Genomic DNA, 14,950 nt, shown 5'->3' with positions numbered 1-14,950 from the left:
TGATGATGTCATCGCCGTTTTGACGTTCAGACAATTCCTCGGATAAAGTGACGTGGTGCCTGTTTGCAGGTACAGGCCTCCTTAGCTCAGGGGTAGAGCAGCTCCCTCGTAAAGAGCAGGTCGCCGGTTCAAATCCGGCAGGGGGCTCCATGTGAAGGAAACCCCGGAATCGCGAGTGACTCGTGATTCCGGGGTTTTCGCTATCTTCAGCGGATCTTTTCAGCTGCCCCATGGATTTTCACCCCGCGGAATTCATCCGCAACCCATGAATTCCTCGACGGCGCCTCGGGATACGCAAGCAGACCCTTGACAACAAATCAAACCAAGGACCTGCTGTTAGGGCTTTGTGCCTACTCGAAGTCAGCGGTGGCAGGGTCAGCCGAGATGCGGCCTTCGGCGCCGCGATCCAGGGTAGCGATGGCTGCCAGGTCTTCTTCGTCCAGCTTCACGTTCAATGATTCGAAGTTCTCGACGATGCGGGAATCGGTGGTCGACTTCGGGATGACTACATTGCCTACGGCAAGATGCCAGGCGATGACTACCTGCGCCACCGATGCGTCATGCTTCTTGGCAATATCCACCAATACTGGGTCACTCAGCAGTTCTCCGCCGTGGCCCAGCGGTGACCACGATTCGTGCAGGATGCCGTGCTCGGCTTCGTAGGAACGCAGCTCGTTCTGGGGGAAGTATGGATGGGTTTCGACCTGGTTGATGACCGGGCGGACCCCGGTTTCGGTGTAGAGCTCTTCGAGTGCTTCCTTGGTGAAGTTGCAAACGCCAATGGACTTGGCCTTGCCGTCCTTCTGCAACTGGATCAGTGCCTTCCAAGTATCCACGTAGGTGCCGCGCTTCGGCTGCAGCCAGTGGATCAGGTACAGGTCAACGTACTCCAGGCCAAGACGCTGAAGCGAAGCATCCGCAGCGGCCATGGTCTTCTCGAACCCCTGGTCCGAGTTCCAGACCTTGGTGGTGATGAACAGTTCTTCGCGCGGCACATTGCTGGCGGCCACTGCACGGCCTACTCCAGCTTCGTTTCCGTAGATGCGTGCGGTGTCGATGTGGCGGTAGCCAGCGTCGATTGCCTTGCCAACGACCACTTCCGCGTCGGCGTCGGCGACCTTCCAGACGCCGTAGCCAAGCTGGTCGATGGTGTTTCCGTCAAGGAACTTCAATTCAGAAAAAGGGGTATCCATTTAGTGGCCGAAGGAAAAACGCTATTCTAGCGTTGCCCGAGGTGATCGCCACGGCCGCTCCGAGGCCTCCCGCTCCATCGACCCGGGCAGGGCATGCGGTCCGGAAACACCACGAGGATGAACCGCCTTCGGCTCCGGCTTACGCACCAGGTTCCGATAGGTCACTGGACCTCGCTTCACTGCGCGCTCGAGCAAGCGCATGAACACAAGTCCCCGATGGGTACTGTGCCTACGGTTGAACCGAAAAACGAACTCATCCAGATACTCCTGCAAGTGCCCCACGCTGCCCGAGCCCTGGTAAGTCCCTTCGATCATCCTTTTCACCAACGCAAACAATCGGTGCACTGCCGGCAGCGAAGCATGCGCTTCAAGCCCTGATTTCCAGACACTCACCGGTTCATGCGCTTACCCTTCCACCGCGTTTCCATATCCCCTCCACCCGTCAGAAACAATCGTGGAGCCAGGAGCAATATTCGCGGCGATGAACTCACGCAACGATGCAGCCGAAGCATCAGGGATGATCGCCAACCGCGCTCGCCCCCACCCATCATCTGCAATTTCAATCGCGCCCGCCACCAGAGTCTTTCCTGCCGCACCACGTCCTGTGCGACCAGGGCGATGGCCACCGAAGAAACTTTCATCGACTTCGACCCGCCCAGAGAGCAACGAGCTGTCTTGCGTGCTCATGACACTACGCAACTTGCCCAGCATGCTCCAGGCAGTCTGATACGAAGATATTGGCAGCACACGGTGCAGATGCGCCGCGCAGACTCCGCGTCTTTCCTGCGGTCATCAACCACGCGGTTTGGAACCACACAGTCAGCGGCGTGCGGGTCTTGTCGAAGATGGTGCCAGCGGTAGCAGAGAAGCGGTACCAGCACTTCTTACAGCGAAAGCGATTATCTGGCTCGTTGTTCACGAACGCGCTAAGGCATCGAGGGCAACAGATCCCCTCCGGCCAGCGTAGCCACTGCAAGTAGTCCACGCAGGATTCATCGTCGGAAAACCAAGCAAGCAGCTGGGCAAGATCTGCCGGGTAGTCCCGCCCGGCCAGCGGTCGGTTTCCTGTCGATCCAGGGGTAGGCTGAGTCATGACGAACACCCCTCCACGGTGTGTAGTCCATGCTCCCGGCTGTTGACGCAGCGCGGGAGTTTCTTAGCTTCTGATCGTACTCCTGATATCGGCCACTAAATGGATACCCCTTTTCAGAAATTGTTTGGGTCATGCAACCAATTTAGTTCACTGATGAGTACTGCGCGGTGGAAAACCACGCCAGCGATCGGGAAAACCCAATTATTCGCTGGAAGCGAGCATTTGCGCCGCCCGGCTGACGTCTTCTTCCACCAGCTTGGCGCGATGGCGCACGGCTTCGATGTCGATCGGCTGGCCGGCTTCCGCCTGCATCCGCATCATCGCGATCACCTGTGCGGTCGTAGCCAAATCGTTGGCCGCCTTGGTCAGCGAACGGTGCGCCGCCGAGGTCAGCTGCGGAATCGTGTCGTCATTGCTCGGGGTGATCCGCTGCGCAGCGCAGCATAGCTGGCGCACGGTCGGCAGGAGCACTGCCATCTCGTTGGCTTCCTTGACGAGCTCGTTGTACACCTGGTCATCGGTGATGCCTTCAACCACCTGGAAGACCCGGTCCAATGACCGCTGGAAACGGTCATGTGCGCGACGCCAGACGCCCTCGCCAAGTTCGCGAGTAGCAGCACGCTCAGCGCGCAGTCGTGAAAAGAACGCCATTACACTTCTCTGCCGGTGGTTTCCGATGGATTACTGGTTCTAGCCTACCGGGATCACCGCAGTGTTCCCGGCAAGGCAGTCGACATAAAACGAAACCGGCCGTGAGGGCCATCCGCTGTCGCGGATGGCCCTCACGGCCGGTTCCAGTCGGGTTCAGCAGCAACGCCCCTCGGGGTTCTTTTCCTGCCAGTCGGTGTAGTCCTTCCAGAACTCGCGCTCGGTCATCGGCTTGGCGCCGGGATGATTGCGTTCGTGGTGTTCCAGGTAGTGCTGGTACTTGTCGGCACCGAGCACTCCGTCGACAAACTTCTTGGCTTGCCCCAGGCGTTCGAAAAGCGTAGCCATGGCTAGATGATTAATTCCTAATGATCGCCCCGCGGATTCAGTGGTCATACGAGACCAGCGAACGCTTGCGCGGGGCGTCAATCTTCCAGTTATGCCAGATCCCGGCCGCCATGGCCAACAGCTTGCACGCTACCCGAGCCATCACCCCCTCCAGCGTGCGAGCCCCATGGCGTTCCAAACCCAGCTGCCCCTTGAGAGTGTCGAAGATCGACTCGACCCACTGGCGGATCCCGCCGAAGTCCCCGAACCGCGGTTTCTCATCCTTCCGGTCCGGTCGCAGCAAATGCGCCTTGAGGTCCTCGGTGATGAACGCTTCGAACTGCTTGCCCGCGAAGCCCTTGTCCGCCAGGATGACCTGCCCGTCACAGACCAGGTCGCTACTGGCATCGAGCATCGCGGCGATCGCTTCACGCTCGCCGATCTTCGGGTTGGCCAACCCCCAGATGACGGGCATGCCATCGGGGGTGGAGATCAGATAAAGCCTAAAGCCCCAGAAATACCGTGAATGCGATGCGCAGTACCCGTAGCCGGCCTGTCCGGCCAGGTTCGAGCGTTTCACCGTTTCGCGTGACTGGCCGCAGGGCACCGGGGTGGAATCCAGAAGGCGCAGCACGTCGTTCCAGGTGGGGACATCTTTAGCCAAGACAGTCAGGGTGTAGGAGACCAGGGGAGCGGCGGCGCGGATCCTCTTGTTGTATCCGGATTGCTGGGGAATATGCGGGAACATGCCAGTCAGATGGGTGCGGGCGTAGCGGATCCACCGGGATTCGGAAGCGTCCCCGTGCAGCAAGTGCTGGGCCACGGCCAAGCAGAGCAGTTCAGCGTCAGTGAGTAATTGCCGCCGTCCGCGGCATGGCCTGGTGGGCAGGATCGGTGATGAACACGTAAAGTGTTGTCAGGAGAGTGTTTAGGTTTTTGTTCACACCATAATTCTTAACACTCTCCGTCAAACGTTAAAAGGCCTCCTGACCAGATTTTTTGATCTGTTTCAGGAGGTCTTTTGTGTTGGAGTAGTTTAGGACTTACTCATCTAGGGAACAGTGCGGGTGATGTGCGTAACTAGTAATTATTGGATGGCTCACGCATGGAGGACTATTCAGTCACTTTACAACTGGTTGCCCTGAAGCATTAAACTTTAATGACGATTTTCCCAGTATGCTTTCCCGAATCGAAGTATTCATGAGCACTACTCACTTCGGAATAGTCAAAGGTTTTAGTTACGTTCAGGGCCAGCTGGCCCTTCTCCAGCAGCGGTATCACCCGGGTAATGGTCTGCCGGATAATCTCTTCCTTTTCGTGCACCGGACGGGCACGCAAGGTAGTACCAATGATCTGGGCGCGTTTGGCAAGCAGCAGTCCCAGATTCGCCTCGGCCTTCGCGCCGCCTTGCAACCCGATCACCACCAGCCGCCCGCCTACCGCAAGCGATTTGAGGTTCTGCGCCAGATACTTGGCACCCACGACGTCCAAGATCAGGTCTGCGCCTTGGCCCTGAGTGATCTCCTTAACGCGCTCGGCAAAGTCCTCTTCGCGATAATTAATGCCTTCCTCGGCACCCAGAGCACAGCAATACTCCAGTTTCTGCGCCGATGAAGCAGTGACGATAACGCGAGCTCCGGCTGCTTTGGCAAGCTGTATCGCCATGGACCCGATACCCCCGGCACCCCCGTGGAGCAACAGAGTTTGCCCTTGCGCCAGCTCGCCTTCGACAAAGAGATTCGAGACTACTGTGGCAGCGACTTCTGGCAAGGCCGCGGCATCGATATCCGAAACGGATTGCGGAACCTCAATGAGCAGCTCTGCGGGAACATTTACGTATTGTGCGTATCCGCCGGCAGCAAGCAGAGCCGCTACACGCGCCCCGGTTTTCCACCCGCTTACGCCGTCACCGATTTCTACGATGCGCCCGGAAACTTCCAATCCGGGGATGTCGCTAGCTCCAGGAGGTGGCGGGTACACCCCCTTGCGTTGCTGCACATCGGCACGGTTCAATCCGAAAGCTTCAACTTTGATCAGCACTTCCCCAGAGGCCAGGCTCGGCACTGGACGGTCCACTAATTCAAGGATTTCCGGCCCACCGGATCCGTTGTAAATATAGGCCTTCATAACGTCGTTCATGGCGTTCAATTCCTTTCAACCGGGGTTCATGCCGTATACTTTTTGGGGTTGGATGGTTGTCCGAGCGGCCGAAGGAGCTGGTCTTGAAAACCAGTAGGCGGCAACCCCGTCTCATGGGTTCAAATCCCATACCATCCGCGTTTCAAATTTGGCGGGCTGATCCATGGATCGGCCCGCCAAATTGTTTAATCCTGTGCCGCGCTCAACGCTTCTTTGCCCTGCAGCCCGGCTAAACGTGCCACTTCATTGACCACGTTTGCCGCATCGTGCAAGGTTTGAGCTGCCGGATTTTTCATATTTCCCGCCTGCGCGGCAATAGCGGTCCCCCATTGAGCCGAGGAAAGCTGCACCCCCAGGACAAAAATGCCACGATGTGCCAATCCTTCATTGTTTACAAGACGATATGGCTCACCGACAACGTCGAAACCGGAACCTGGCAGGCTTTCGCCTTCTTCGTTACGCCAAGTATGGGCTCGCGCTACATGATCCTTCAACAGCTGCCTGATCAACTGCGTATCATTCTGCAACACTCGATTACTTGGCATCATCGCTTCGCACATCGTTCGCGCGGTGTATACCTCTGAATCGACCCACGGCGAGGAGGCCGTGAACATTTGCGAGACTTCGTCAAAGCCGAATTCCGGCTCGGGACCGATAAAGCTGACCAGCCCAGCTCGGGATAATGCCAGCAGCTGTTCAATGCGTTCCAGGGGCGGCCCGGAGGACAATCCCTCAACCAGTGGTTCGAAGTGCGCTTGGATCTCTTCGATGCGCGATTGCTCGTCGATTACCCCGGTGACAACGAGCTCTTTGATCAGCATGCGTCCAGCGTTCATCGTCATGATCGCGCAGGACAGCGGGTCCTTGAGTCCACCAACACTGTGCCGGGCATTATCAACGAGATAGTCTCGCACTGCCTGCTGGTACTCGGCATCCGACCCGAAGCCCACCTCGTCGAATGGCTTGGCGAGCTTTGGCACGTCCAGCCATTCGCATTCTGGAATCTGCGCGATGAACTTTCGCAATTCACCCAACCAGACTTGGCTGCCTTCACGGTGCTCCGCAGTCAGCAGCTCATCGAGCTGCTCAATGAACTCTTCTGCTGAGAACCCCTCGGGCGCACCGCAGGATTCGGCCCACGTGCTGTAGTACGCGAAGAGGATGTCACGGTGCAGCTTCGGCCAGATATGGCGAGAGAAGACCAACGTGGCCGCAGGATTCGTGGCACGCGCTTCAGCCAGCTGGCCAATCAGTTCTGGAACATCGAAATACCGCAAGGAGATTTCTTCCGGAATGAACTGCTCAACAACAGGTTTACCCCAGTACGGGGTACCGCGCCGCGAGGCAACAACCAATTCTGGTTCACGGCCCGAAGCGATGTATTCCAATCGGTGCCCCGGTTCCTTGCCAGTTTCGCGGAACAATCCCCCGCGCCCCAGAGTCAGCTCCGCCATGCCATCGAAGAAGTTCAACCCCAAGCCGCGAATCAGTGCTGGCTGGCTTTCAGCGAACAGGCTGTAATCCAAATCTGCCGGCACGTTCGGCGGCAGGTACGTTGCATCGGCTTGTTGCGCGGCTTCTTGCAGCTGTTTTTGCCATGGGTTGAGTTCCGCGCTTTGGTGCCCGAGTGCCAACACCACTGCGTCAAAAGTCTTCTGCGCAGCTTCGCCTTCACCCTGTGCAGTGCGGTAGTCCAGCTGGTAGCCGTTGCCCAACGGCCTGACACCGATGACCTCGGCAGCAAGATGCTCAACACTGAAGCTCTCATGTGCAGCGAGCAACGCCACGCTGCTGTCATACACGTGTTCCAGATACTCGCCATAGAGCGCCCGTGAAGGATATGTGCCCGCCTCAACCTGGGAAAGCATCCTGGCATGCTCCTCGCTCAGGCGACGCCCGTCTCCGTGCAGGGCAACAAACTGCCGGAAACTCAGTCCCGGTTCATCACTCGTGCGCTCGGGTGCCACAGTGGGGAAAGAAGCAGGAGTATTCATCAAGAAATGCTCGGACTGCTTCGGGCTCCACACATGCCCGGATCCGGGACGGTACGGGTCGAAAACAGTGATATTGATTCGGTTGGCGGTCCGTTCAAGGTTGTTAGCCAGATGAGCCAAGCGCTCCACTGTGCTCGTGCCACGCGGACCGGCCCCGACAATAGCCAGGTTGAATTCATTCTTGGGATTCTGCGTCGAGGTGCTCACTGTCCTAGGGTATTACCTTTCGGGCAGGGCGAACGCGAGGCGCATAGACTAAGCCCATGACTGAGCATGTTTCTGATACTGCGACCGCTGATGCATATTCCTGGCTTGAAGGAACTCACGACGAGAAGGCACTGGCGTGGGTACGCCAGCACACCGAACGCACCGAGGCTGAACTTTACGACGACGCTTTCCGTCAAAGCGTCCAACAGATCAACACTGTACTCGACGCGCAAGATCGCATTCCCATGGTGAATAAGCGAGGTGAGCACTACTACAATTTCTGGCGCGATTCACAGCACCGATTGGGTTTGTGGCGCCGCACCGATTGGGAGTCTTACCTCACCGACGAACCTCAGTGGGAGATCCTGCTCGACCTCGATGCGCTTGCCCTAGCCGAGGGCCGCGAATGGCACTTTGCCGGTTCAGCTTTGCTTCGCCCGGACAATAACGAGCCGTACCGCCGTGCGTTGGTTCGGTTGAGCCCCGATGGTGGCGACCAAGTGCGGATTCGCGAATTCGACTTGGAATCCAAAACATTTGTGCAAGACGGTTTCGACTTGCCCGTCGCCAAGACCCAAGCTTCATGGATTGACCCGGACACGCTGTTGGTCGGCACGGCCAGCAGCGATCAATTCACCACTCGTTCCACCTATGCCAGCACGTTGCGCAAGGTAGGCCGCGGCATGGACATTGAAGCTGCTCCAATCATCTTTGAAGTCGGCAAAGAGCATGTCGCAGCGTTCGGCTACTATGATTCAACGCCTGGCTACCAGCGAATCGTCACCACCGATGCAATTGATTTCTACAATTCGAAGACCGGTGTGTTCATCGATGGCGTGCATCGGGAGCTGCAGGTACCCACTGACGTATCGGTGAGCTTGCACCGCCAATGGGTCCTGTTTGCCCCGCGGACCGATTGGGAGCACCAGGGCCAGCTCATCCCCGCTGGCGCGTTGGCCATCGCCTCCTTGGAAGTGTTCCTGGATACCGGAGCAGTGGACCAGGTAGTCTTCACGCCGGATGCGCATACGGCTTTGGAATCTTTGAGTTTCACCGCCAACTACCTGTTGCTTACTGTGTTGCACGATGTCGCATCTCAGGTACGCATCATTGACCTGAATGCCGGTTTCGCGCAGTCCGAGATGCCTTTGGAAGACCGGATGCTCAGTGTCTCGGTAGCCGCTGTCGATGATGAAGACCAAGCGCATGGCGATGACTATTGGATGACGATCACCGGCTTCACCACTCCCACGACCTTATTGCGCGGACAAGTTGGAAAACAGGCGGTAGCGATCAAGAAGTCACCAGATCGCTTTGATGCTCAAGGCTTCGAGGTCACCCAGCATTTCGCGACTTCCGCAGATGGCACCCGGGTTCCCTACTTCCAGGTCGCAGACCGCGAGTTGGAATTCGATGGCATGAATCCCGTGCTGATGGACGGCTACGGCGGTTTCCAACACAGCATGACCCCGGGGTACGCGGCGGCTATGGGCACAGGATGGCTCTCTCATCGCACAAGCGACGGACGCAAGCCGGTCTACGTCATGACCAACATCCGCGGCGGAGGCGAATATGGTCCAGATTGGCATCGTGCCGCACTGCGCGAAAACCGTCACCGAGCGTACGAAGATTTTGCCGCCATTGCCCAAGATCTTGTCGCCCGCGGGGTTACCACCCGCGCGCATCTCGCGGCGACGGGACGGTCAAACGGCGGATTGCTGATGGGCAACATGATTGCCGGCTACCCGCAGCTCTTTGGCGCTATCTCCTGCGGCGTTCCACTGTTGGATATGAAACGGTACACCCAGCTCGCTGCCGGACATTCATGGATTGCAGAATACGGCGACCCTGATGTGCCAGAAGATTGGAAGTTCCTGCGCACATTCTCCCCAGTCCACCGGTTAAGCGACCAGCACCATGCTGCTGATGACTATCCAGCGTCATTGATTTGGACGACAACATCTGATGACCGGGTGGGACCATCCCAAGCGCGCATCATGGCGGCCAAGATGATGGACATGGGCATTGAAAATGTGCGGTATCACGAGCCAGAAAGCGGTGGGCATGCCGGTTCAACCGACAACGAGTCAACCGCAAAAATGCTGGCCACCAGCTACGAATTCCTATGGCGACAGGTGCGTTAGCAGTCTCGTTTTGGAACACGCGCCTGTCTTCAGGTAAGCTAGAATCTGCTGGAAACAGCGGATGGACACGTGCCAGAGCGGCCGAATGGACTTCACTGCTAATGAAGGGTCGGGCTAAAACTCGACCGGGGGTTCAAATCCCCCCGTGTCCGCGAAAAACCCCTAGTCATCTAGGGGTTTTTTTGCGTCTTAGTCACGAAATGACCCCACCGGGACAGGCGTATCCCCCGGCTTCATCTCTTCTGGCAGGATCCTGGCGAAATACCGTCTCCGAGGCACGCAAACATTCTGATCGCCATTCCCCAGCACGCAGGCAGCAGAACCAGCACAGAACGCGAGCAAGGTTCCAGTAGCTACACCGAAGCGACATGTTAATGTGCTTACTGCGGGACAGCCCCAGCTAGCTTTTACCGCTGGCTGTCCGCGTCGCTACACGCGACTCACCACCGCGAAGGAAGCCGTTCCAGATACTTTCCGGGATCGAAAAAGCCGCTCGAATCCGCGGAATTTCAGCGGGTTCAAGCGGCTCATCGTTATTGGTTCTAGTCGTCGCGCTTCACGAAAGATCGCAGCATGTTCTGCACGATATCTTCTGGCAGCGAAGTATGGCGAACAATAATTTCCGACATGCGATCCAGATCAGTATCAGCGATTGCGTCGAAGAGCGCTTCGCGTTCGGATTCCGGAAGTTCAGCGGCATCAAAGTGCACTGGCCCATCTGGGCCTTGGCCTTCGAAACGGAAATCTGCAACATTGCCGTTGGCGTTAGCCCCAGACATCGGAGAAGCCGCAATCATGCGCTCCAAGTCGTCAACCGGCAGATCGGTGTAACCATGCAGAATCTTTGCCGCTTCTTCAAAGTTCGAGTCACGCAACATCGAGAACAGCTGGTCGTATTCATTCGGTGGCAACTGCTCACTGGAAAATTCGCGGCTCTCGCCATCAAGCTCAAATGCCATCTTGAAATGCGTTGCGCTTGGTTCCTCCAAGGACCCAAACTGCTCGCTCCATTCTTGGGGAACGACCCAAGTATCATCAGCAGATGCTGGTGTCGCATCAGCAGCACCAGCCGCTTCGCGGTCTTCGCGCTCAACCTGAGCCTCGAGCTTGTCGCTCAAGGCCTTAATCTGCGCGTCATCGCTGGGCAGTTCCTTGGCAGGAGCGGACTGCGGATACTTATCAAGACTGCGTACAGCGATCACGCAATTCTTGACCGACTCACCGGTAGCGGCCCGGAAATCCTTAACCGCACCCCTGACATCGCCCTTGGCCAAATTGCGGTACACCGAATTGCGTGAAGCATCATCCAGCTTCGCATTTGCCTCCTGCGCCGCCTCACGGGAAATCGCTTCAGCGATTTGCGCAGTATTCTTCTTGCGAAGCGCTTGCAGACCGAAGTAGCCCAGGGCAATCACTGCAATGAGGACAACGAGCCAGATGATAATCTCCATACCTCCAGACTACTTTGTTTAACTGTGCGATTACCCTGCTACGCCCAAAGTGAAAGGCATAACACCGGGTGCGCCAGCTATCCGCAATGCCCTGCCGGCCATTGCCATAGACCAACGGGAATCCACCAAATCATCGACCAGCAGCACCGGACCCGGTGCATTGGCAATGAGTTCTTCAAGCTGCGGTGGAAGTTCAAAAGCATCCGCAACGGCAGCGACACGGAACGCAGAGTTTCCACCCGGACCATTCTGCGGTCCACCAGCACGATATGCGAGCTGCCCCAGATAACACAGCCGTCCGACTTCCGCTAATCCCTGGGCAAGGGAAGTGATCAGCTGAGGGCGCTTATTCGATGGCATGGCCACCACACCCACCGGACGTTCTTCCCAGTTCCATTCGGCCAGCACCTTGACGCAAGCATCAAACATGGCCTTGTCGATCGGGTTGTCGGTGGGATCGGCAAATACCTGGCGCAAACGATTGCCCCACCCCAAGTCGGTTAAGCGGGCAAGCGCTCTGCCGGTAGCGACCTGCTCATCAACTGGAATTTTGCCCTTGAGGGTATGACCTAAGCGGTCCAAACCCGATGGGTAGAGTTTGCGTGGCTCAATGGGAACTCCCACTCGGCCAAGTGCTGCCTGCGCGCTGTCCTTCGAATCATCAGGGATATGGTCGTCAAACCAAACGCCAGCGCAATTATCGCAACGGCCGCATGGAGCTGACTTCGGGTCATCTAGGGCATCAGTCAGGAACTGCATGCGGCATCCGCGAGTGTTCTCGTAGCTGACCATGAGATTCTGTTCGTGGATTCGGCTTTGCGCCACTCGCTTATAGCGGTCAGCGTCGTAGACCCAAGGCATATCGGTACGCATCCAACCTCCGGCGACGCGCTCCACGGCACCGTCCACCGCCAGAACTTTCAGCAGCAATTCAAGTGGCGAGCGGCGAAGATTCACCGCGCTTTCCAAGGCCGGGACGCTCATCGCGCCGTTAGCCCGAGTCAAAGCTTCGAGCACCTGCGTGGCGCGAACCTGATCGGGCATGGAGCTGGTGGCGAAGTATTCCCAGATTTCGGAGTCATCCGGACCGGGCAACAACAGAACATCTGCATTGATGCTTCCACGTCCAGCACGGCCCACCTGCTGGTAATAAGCCACCGGCGAGCTGGGCGCACCGATGTGCAAGACGAATCCAAGGTCAGGCTTGTCAAACCCCATGCCCAGGGCACTGGTGGCAATCAAGGCTTTGACTTCATTGTTCTTCAACGCCTGTTCGAGACGTTCGCGTTCTTCTAGATCGGTGCGCCCGGTGTAAGCGGCAACTTCATGGCCGGCATCTTTAAGCAATCGGGCGATGTCCTCAGCGGCAGATACCGTCAAGGTGTAGATGATGCCCGATCCCTTGAAATCATTGATATGGCTAAGCAGCCAAGCCAACTGCATGCGCGGCGAGGCCAAACGCAAAACGCCAAGGCGCAGCGAGTCGCGGGCCAGTGTGCCACGCAGGGTGAAGACCTCCTCGGTGCCTCCGCCCAGCTGTTCGGCAACGTCTTGAACAACTCGGCTGTTCGCAGTTGCGGTAGTCGCCAAAACTGGCAGCCCCTTAGGCAACTGGGCAATCAGATCGCGGATGCGGCGGTAATCAGGACGGAAATCATGGCCCCAGTCGGAAATGCAGTGCGCTTCATCGATTACCAACAGACCCAGACGCTGCATCAGCATCGGCAGCTGCTGCTCGCGGAAGGAAGGATTGTTCAAGCGTTCGGGAGAAACCAGGAGTACATCGAGTTCATCGCGCTGCAGCTTTTCGAGAATTTCCCGCCATTCGAGCACATTGGCTGAATTGATTGCCGCAGCCCTCACGCCTGCGCGTTCCGCGGCTGCAACCTGGTCCCGCATCAAGGCGAGCAAAGGCGAAACAATCAGGGTTGGGCCATATCCCTGTTCGCGCAGCAACAGCGAAGCGATGAAGTACACCGCGGACTTGCCCCAACCGGTGCGTTGCACCACCAGGGCACGACGGCGTTCGGCCACTAGGGCGCTAATCGATTCATATTGGCCGTCGTGAAACTGGGCGTCGGGGTTTTGCACCAGTGCGCGCAGTTTTTGCAGCGCTAGCGTTTTCAGATTCACTTGCGTTGAGCCATCCATGCCACCAGTATTTCAGTTCCCGCCCACGTTTTAGTACGCAGCAACCGCTAAATGTGGATGTGCATCGGCAAGGCGCGATGCGAAGTGAGTGATTAAGCTGAAATGTTAGGCATTTCCCATCGGTAATCGCCTAGTTCTCAATGAATTGAATCAGTCAAACCGGTAGGCTGAAAGGCGTGAGTGAAGAAATTGATCTTAAGCAGAGCTTTAAGGCCTACGACATACGCGGCGTAGTTGGCGAAAACCTGAATGCCGAGGCAATCGAGGCTATCGGCGCAGCCTTCGTCGATGTGCTGTCCTTGTCCGGCAAGGACGTACTGGTTGGCGGGGACATGCGTCCCTCGTCGGGTGAGTTCGCCCAGGCCTTCGCCCGTGGCGCCACTTACCGCGGGGCAAACATCATCATGCTCGGATTGATATCCACCGACGAGCTGTACTTCGCTTCGGGCAAGCTCAATGCCGCTGGCGTGGTGTTCACCGCCAGCCACAATCCAGCCCAGTACAACGGCATCAAGATGTCCAAGGCCGGCGCACGCCCGATTTCTTCGGCTACCGGCCTGTTCGATATCCGCGACCTGGCCCAGCAGTACTTGGACGAGGGACTTCCGGTCTCCGGCGATGTCCCGCAGGGCAGCATCAGCGAGCGCGATGTCCTTGCCGACTACGCGGCCTACCTGCGAGAGCTGGTGGACCTGTCCTCCATGCGCCAGCTGAAGATCGTCGTAGATGCCGGAAACGGCATGGGTGGCCTGACCACTCCGGCAGTTCTCGGCGATACCGTCTTACCAGGATTGCCGCTGGAAATCGTCCCGCTGTACTTCGAGCTGGACGGCACCTTCCCAAATCACCCAGCCAACCCGCTGGAGCCGGAAAACCTCAAGGACCTGCAGGCCGCAGTGCTGGAACATGGTGCCGATCTGGGCCTGGCCTTCGACGGCGATGCCGATCGCTGCTTCGTGATCGACGAGCGTGGCTTGCCGCTATCGCCTTCAGCGATCACCGCTTTGGTCGCCGTGCGCGAAATCGCCCGGGTACAGGCAGCAGGCGAGCAGTCACCGGTCATCATCCACAACTTGATCACTTCCAAGGCTGTGCCTGAATTTGTCACCAAGTCTGGCGGAACCCCGGTAATGACCCGCGTGGGCCATTCCTTCATCAAGGCCGAGATGGCCACCCAGGGTGCGGTGTTCGGTGGTGAGCATTCCGCTCACTACTACTTCCGTGACTTCTACAATGCCGATACCGGCATGCTTGCTGCCATGCATGTGCTGGCTGCCTTGGGTGAGCAGCAGCTGCCGCTCTCCGAGCTGGGCGCCGAGTACGAGCCATATGCCGCCACCGGCGAAATCAACTCCGAGGTCGAGGACAAGGCCGGGGCCACTGCCCGGGTTGTTGCCCACTTCGAGGGACAGCCGGTTGACGTGCTGACCATGGACGGCACCACCATTTCGGCATCCGATGGCAGCTGGTGGTTCAACCTGCGCCCATCGAATACCGAACCTTTCCTGCGTTTCAACGGCGAAGGCCGCACCGCAGAAATCATTGAGCCCATTCGCGATGCCGTTTTGGCTATCGTGCGTGAAACCAACGTCGCCAACTAGCA

General features: G+C 57.7%; 9 protein-coding genes, 3 tRNA genes and 2 pseudogenes. 5 read left to right on the top strand and 9 right to left on the bottom strand.

From position 1 onward, the window contains the following. Positions 1-75: 75 nt before the first annotated feature. Positions 76-150: transfer RNA gene (locus tag AARI_RS03025), tRNA-Thr, on the top strand. Between the two features lie 200 nt (positions 151-350). Here the strand turns inward: AARI_RS03025 and AARI_RS03020 are convergent. From AARI_RS03020 to AARI_RS02995, 6 genes and pseudogenes are all read right to left on the bottom strand, one after another. Next, complete coding sequence (locus AARI_RS03020; protein ID WP_013347895.1) at positions 351-1,193, bottom strand: aldo/keto reductase; 843 nt, start codon at positions 1,191-1,193, stop codon at positions 351-353. A 21-nt stretch (positions 1,194-1,214) separates the two neighbouring features. Continuing rightward, positions 1,215-2,286: pseudogene (locus AARI_RS19095) on the bottom strand (IS1595-like element ISAar1 family transposase). 201 nt (positions 2,287-2,487) lie between these two features. Beyond that, positions 2,488-2,937, bottom strand: coding sequence for a hypothetical protein (locus AARI_RS03010; protein WP_013347894.1), 450 nt, complete (start codon positions 2,935-2,937; stop codon positions 2,488-2,490). A gap of 153 nt (positions 2,938-3,090) precedes the next feature. Then, positions 3,091-3,282 carry a YbdD/YjiX family protein gene (locus AARI_RS03005; protein ID WP_013347893.1) on the bottom strand — a complete coding sequence of 64 codons (192 nt, stop codon included), beginning with the start codon at positions 3,280-3,282 and terminating at the stop codon, positions 3,091-3,093. Between the two features lie 37 nt (positions 3,283-3,319). Beyond that, positions 3,320-4,205 (bottom strand): annotated as a pseudogene (locus AARI_RS03000) (IS982 family transposase). Positions 4,206-4,410: 205 nt separating this feature from the next. Further along, a complete protein-coding gene (locus tag AARI_RS02995) occupies positions 4,411-5,388 on the bottom strand; it encodes an NAD(P)H-quinone oxidoreductase (protein WP_041649291.1) in 978 nt (325 codons plus the stop codon). A 62-nt stretch (positions 5,389-5,450) separates the two neighbouring features. Between AARI_RS02995 and AARI_RS02990 the strand changes: the two genes are divergently transcribed. Next, positions 5,451-5,538 (top strand) — tRNA-Ser (locus AARI_RS02990). 47 nt (positions 5,539-5,585) lie between these two features. On the opposite strand, the gene AARI_RS02985 is transcribed toward AARI_RS02990, so the two are convergent. Continuing rightward, the gene (locus AARI_RS02985) at positions 5,586-7,601 is read right to left on the bottom strand and encodes an FAD/NAD(P)-binding protein (protein ID WP_013347891.1); all 2,016 of its coding nucleotides are present in this window, start codon (positions 7,599-7,601) and stop codon (positions 5,586-5,588) included. Positions 7,602-7,657: 56 nt separating this feature from the next. On the opposite strand from AARI_RS02985, the gene AARI_RS02980 reads away from it, so the two are divergent. Together AARI_RS02980 and AARI_RS02975 are read left to right on the top strand one after the other, a co-directional pair. Next, positions 7,658-9,745: a prolyl oligopeptidase family serine peptidase gene (locus tag AARI_RS02980; RefSeq protein ID WP_013347890.1), complete on the top strand. Its 2,088-nt coding sequence runs from the start codon at positions 7,658-7,660 to the stop codon at positions 9,743-9,745. A gap of 63 nt (positions 9,746-9,808) precedes the next feature. After that, positions 9,809-9,897, top strand: a tRNA-Ser gene (locus AARI_RS02975). A gap of 390 nt (positions 9,898-10,287) precedes the next feature. Here AARI_RS02975 and AARI_RS02970 read toward each other — a convergent pair. Further along, positions 10,288-11,196, bottom strand: coding sequence for a hypothetical protein (locus tag AARI_RS02970; RefSeq protein ID WP_013347889.1), 909 nt, complete (start codon positions 11,194-11,196; stop codon positions 10,288-10,290). A 30-nt stretch (positions 11,197-11,226) separates the two neighbouring features. Then, positions 11,227-13,347: a RecQ family ATP-dependent DNA helicase gene (locus tag AARI_RS02965; RefSeq protein WP_013347888.1), complete on the bottom strand. Its 2,121-nt coding sequence runs from the start codon at positions 13,345-13,347 to the stop codon at positions 11,227-11,229. A 176-nt stretch (positions 13,348-13,523) separates the two neighbouring features. On the opposite strand from AARI_RS02965, the gene AARI_RS02960 reads away from it, so the two are divergent. Then, positions 13,524-14,948 (top strand): phosphomannomutase/phosphoglucomutase, encoded by a 1,425-nt coding sequence (locus AARI_RS02960; protein WP_013347887.1) that lies wholly within the window; start codon positions 13,524-13,526, stop codon positions 14,946-14,948. Positions 14,949-14,950 lie beyond the last annotated feature (2 nt).

The organism is Glutamicibacter arilaitensis Re117, from assembly GCF_000197735.1.
GTDB lineage: Bacteria > Actinomycetota > Actinomycetes > Actinomycetales > Micrococcaceae > Glutamicibacter > Glutamicibacter arilaitensis.
The sequence above is the reverse complement of the archived record's forward strand: the minus strand, read 5'-3'. Positions and strand labels throughout refer to the sequence as shown.

What these genes read in the sequence shown, in the direction of transcription:
- AARI_RS03020 (WP_013347895.1), bottom strand. Translation starts at nt 1,193, where the DNA reads ATGGATACCCCTTTTTCTGAATTGAAGTTCCTTGACGGAAACACCATC.
- AARI_RS03010 (WP_013347894.1), bottom strand. Translation starts at nt 2,937, where the DNA reads ATGGCGTTCTTTTCACGACTGCGCGCTGAGCGTGCTGCTACTCGCGAA.
- AARI_RS03005 (WP_013347893.1), bottom strand. Translation starts at nt 3,282, where the DNA reads ATGGCTACGCTTTTCGAACGCCTGGGGCAAGCCAAGAAGTTTGTCGAC.
- AARI_RS02995 (WP_041649291.1), bottom strand. Translation starts at nt 5,388, where the DNA reads ATGAAGGCCTATATTTACAACGGATCCGGTGGGCCGGAAATCCTTGAA.
- AARI_RS02980 (WP_013347890.1), top strand. Translation starts at nt 7,658, where the DNA reads ATGACTGAGCATGTTTCTGATACTGCGACCGCTGATGCATATTCCTGG.
- AARI_RS02970 (WP_013347889.1), bottom strand. Translation starts at nt 11,196, where the DNA reads ATGGAGATTATCATCTGGCTCGTTGTCCTCATTGCAGTGATTGCCCTG.
- AARI_RS02965 (WP_013347888.1), bottom strand. Translation starts at nt 13,347, where the DNA reads ATGGATGGCTCAACGCAAGTGAATCTGAAAACGCTAGCGCTGCAAAAA.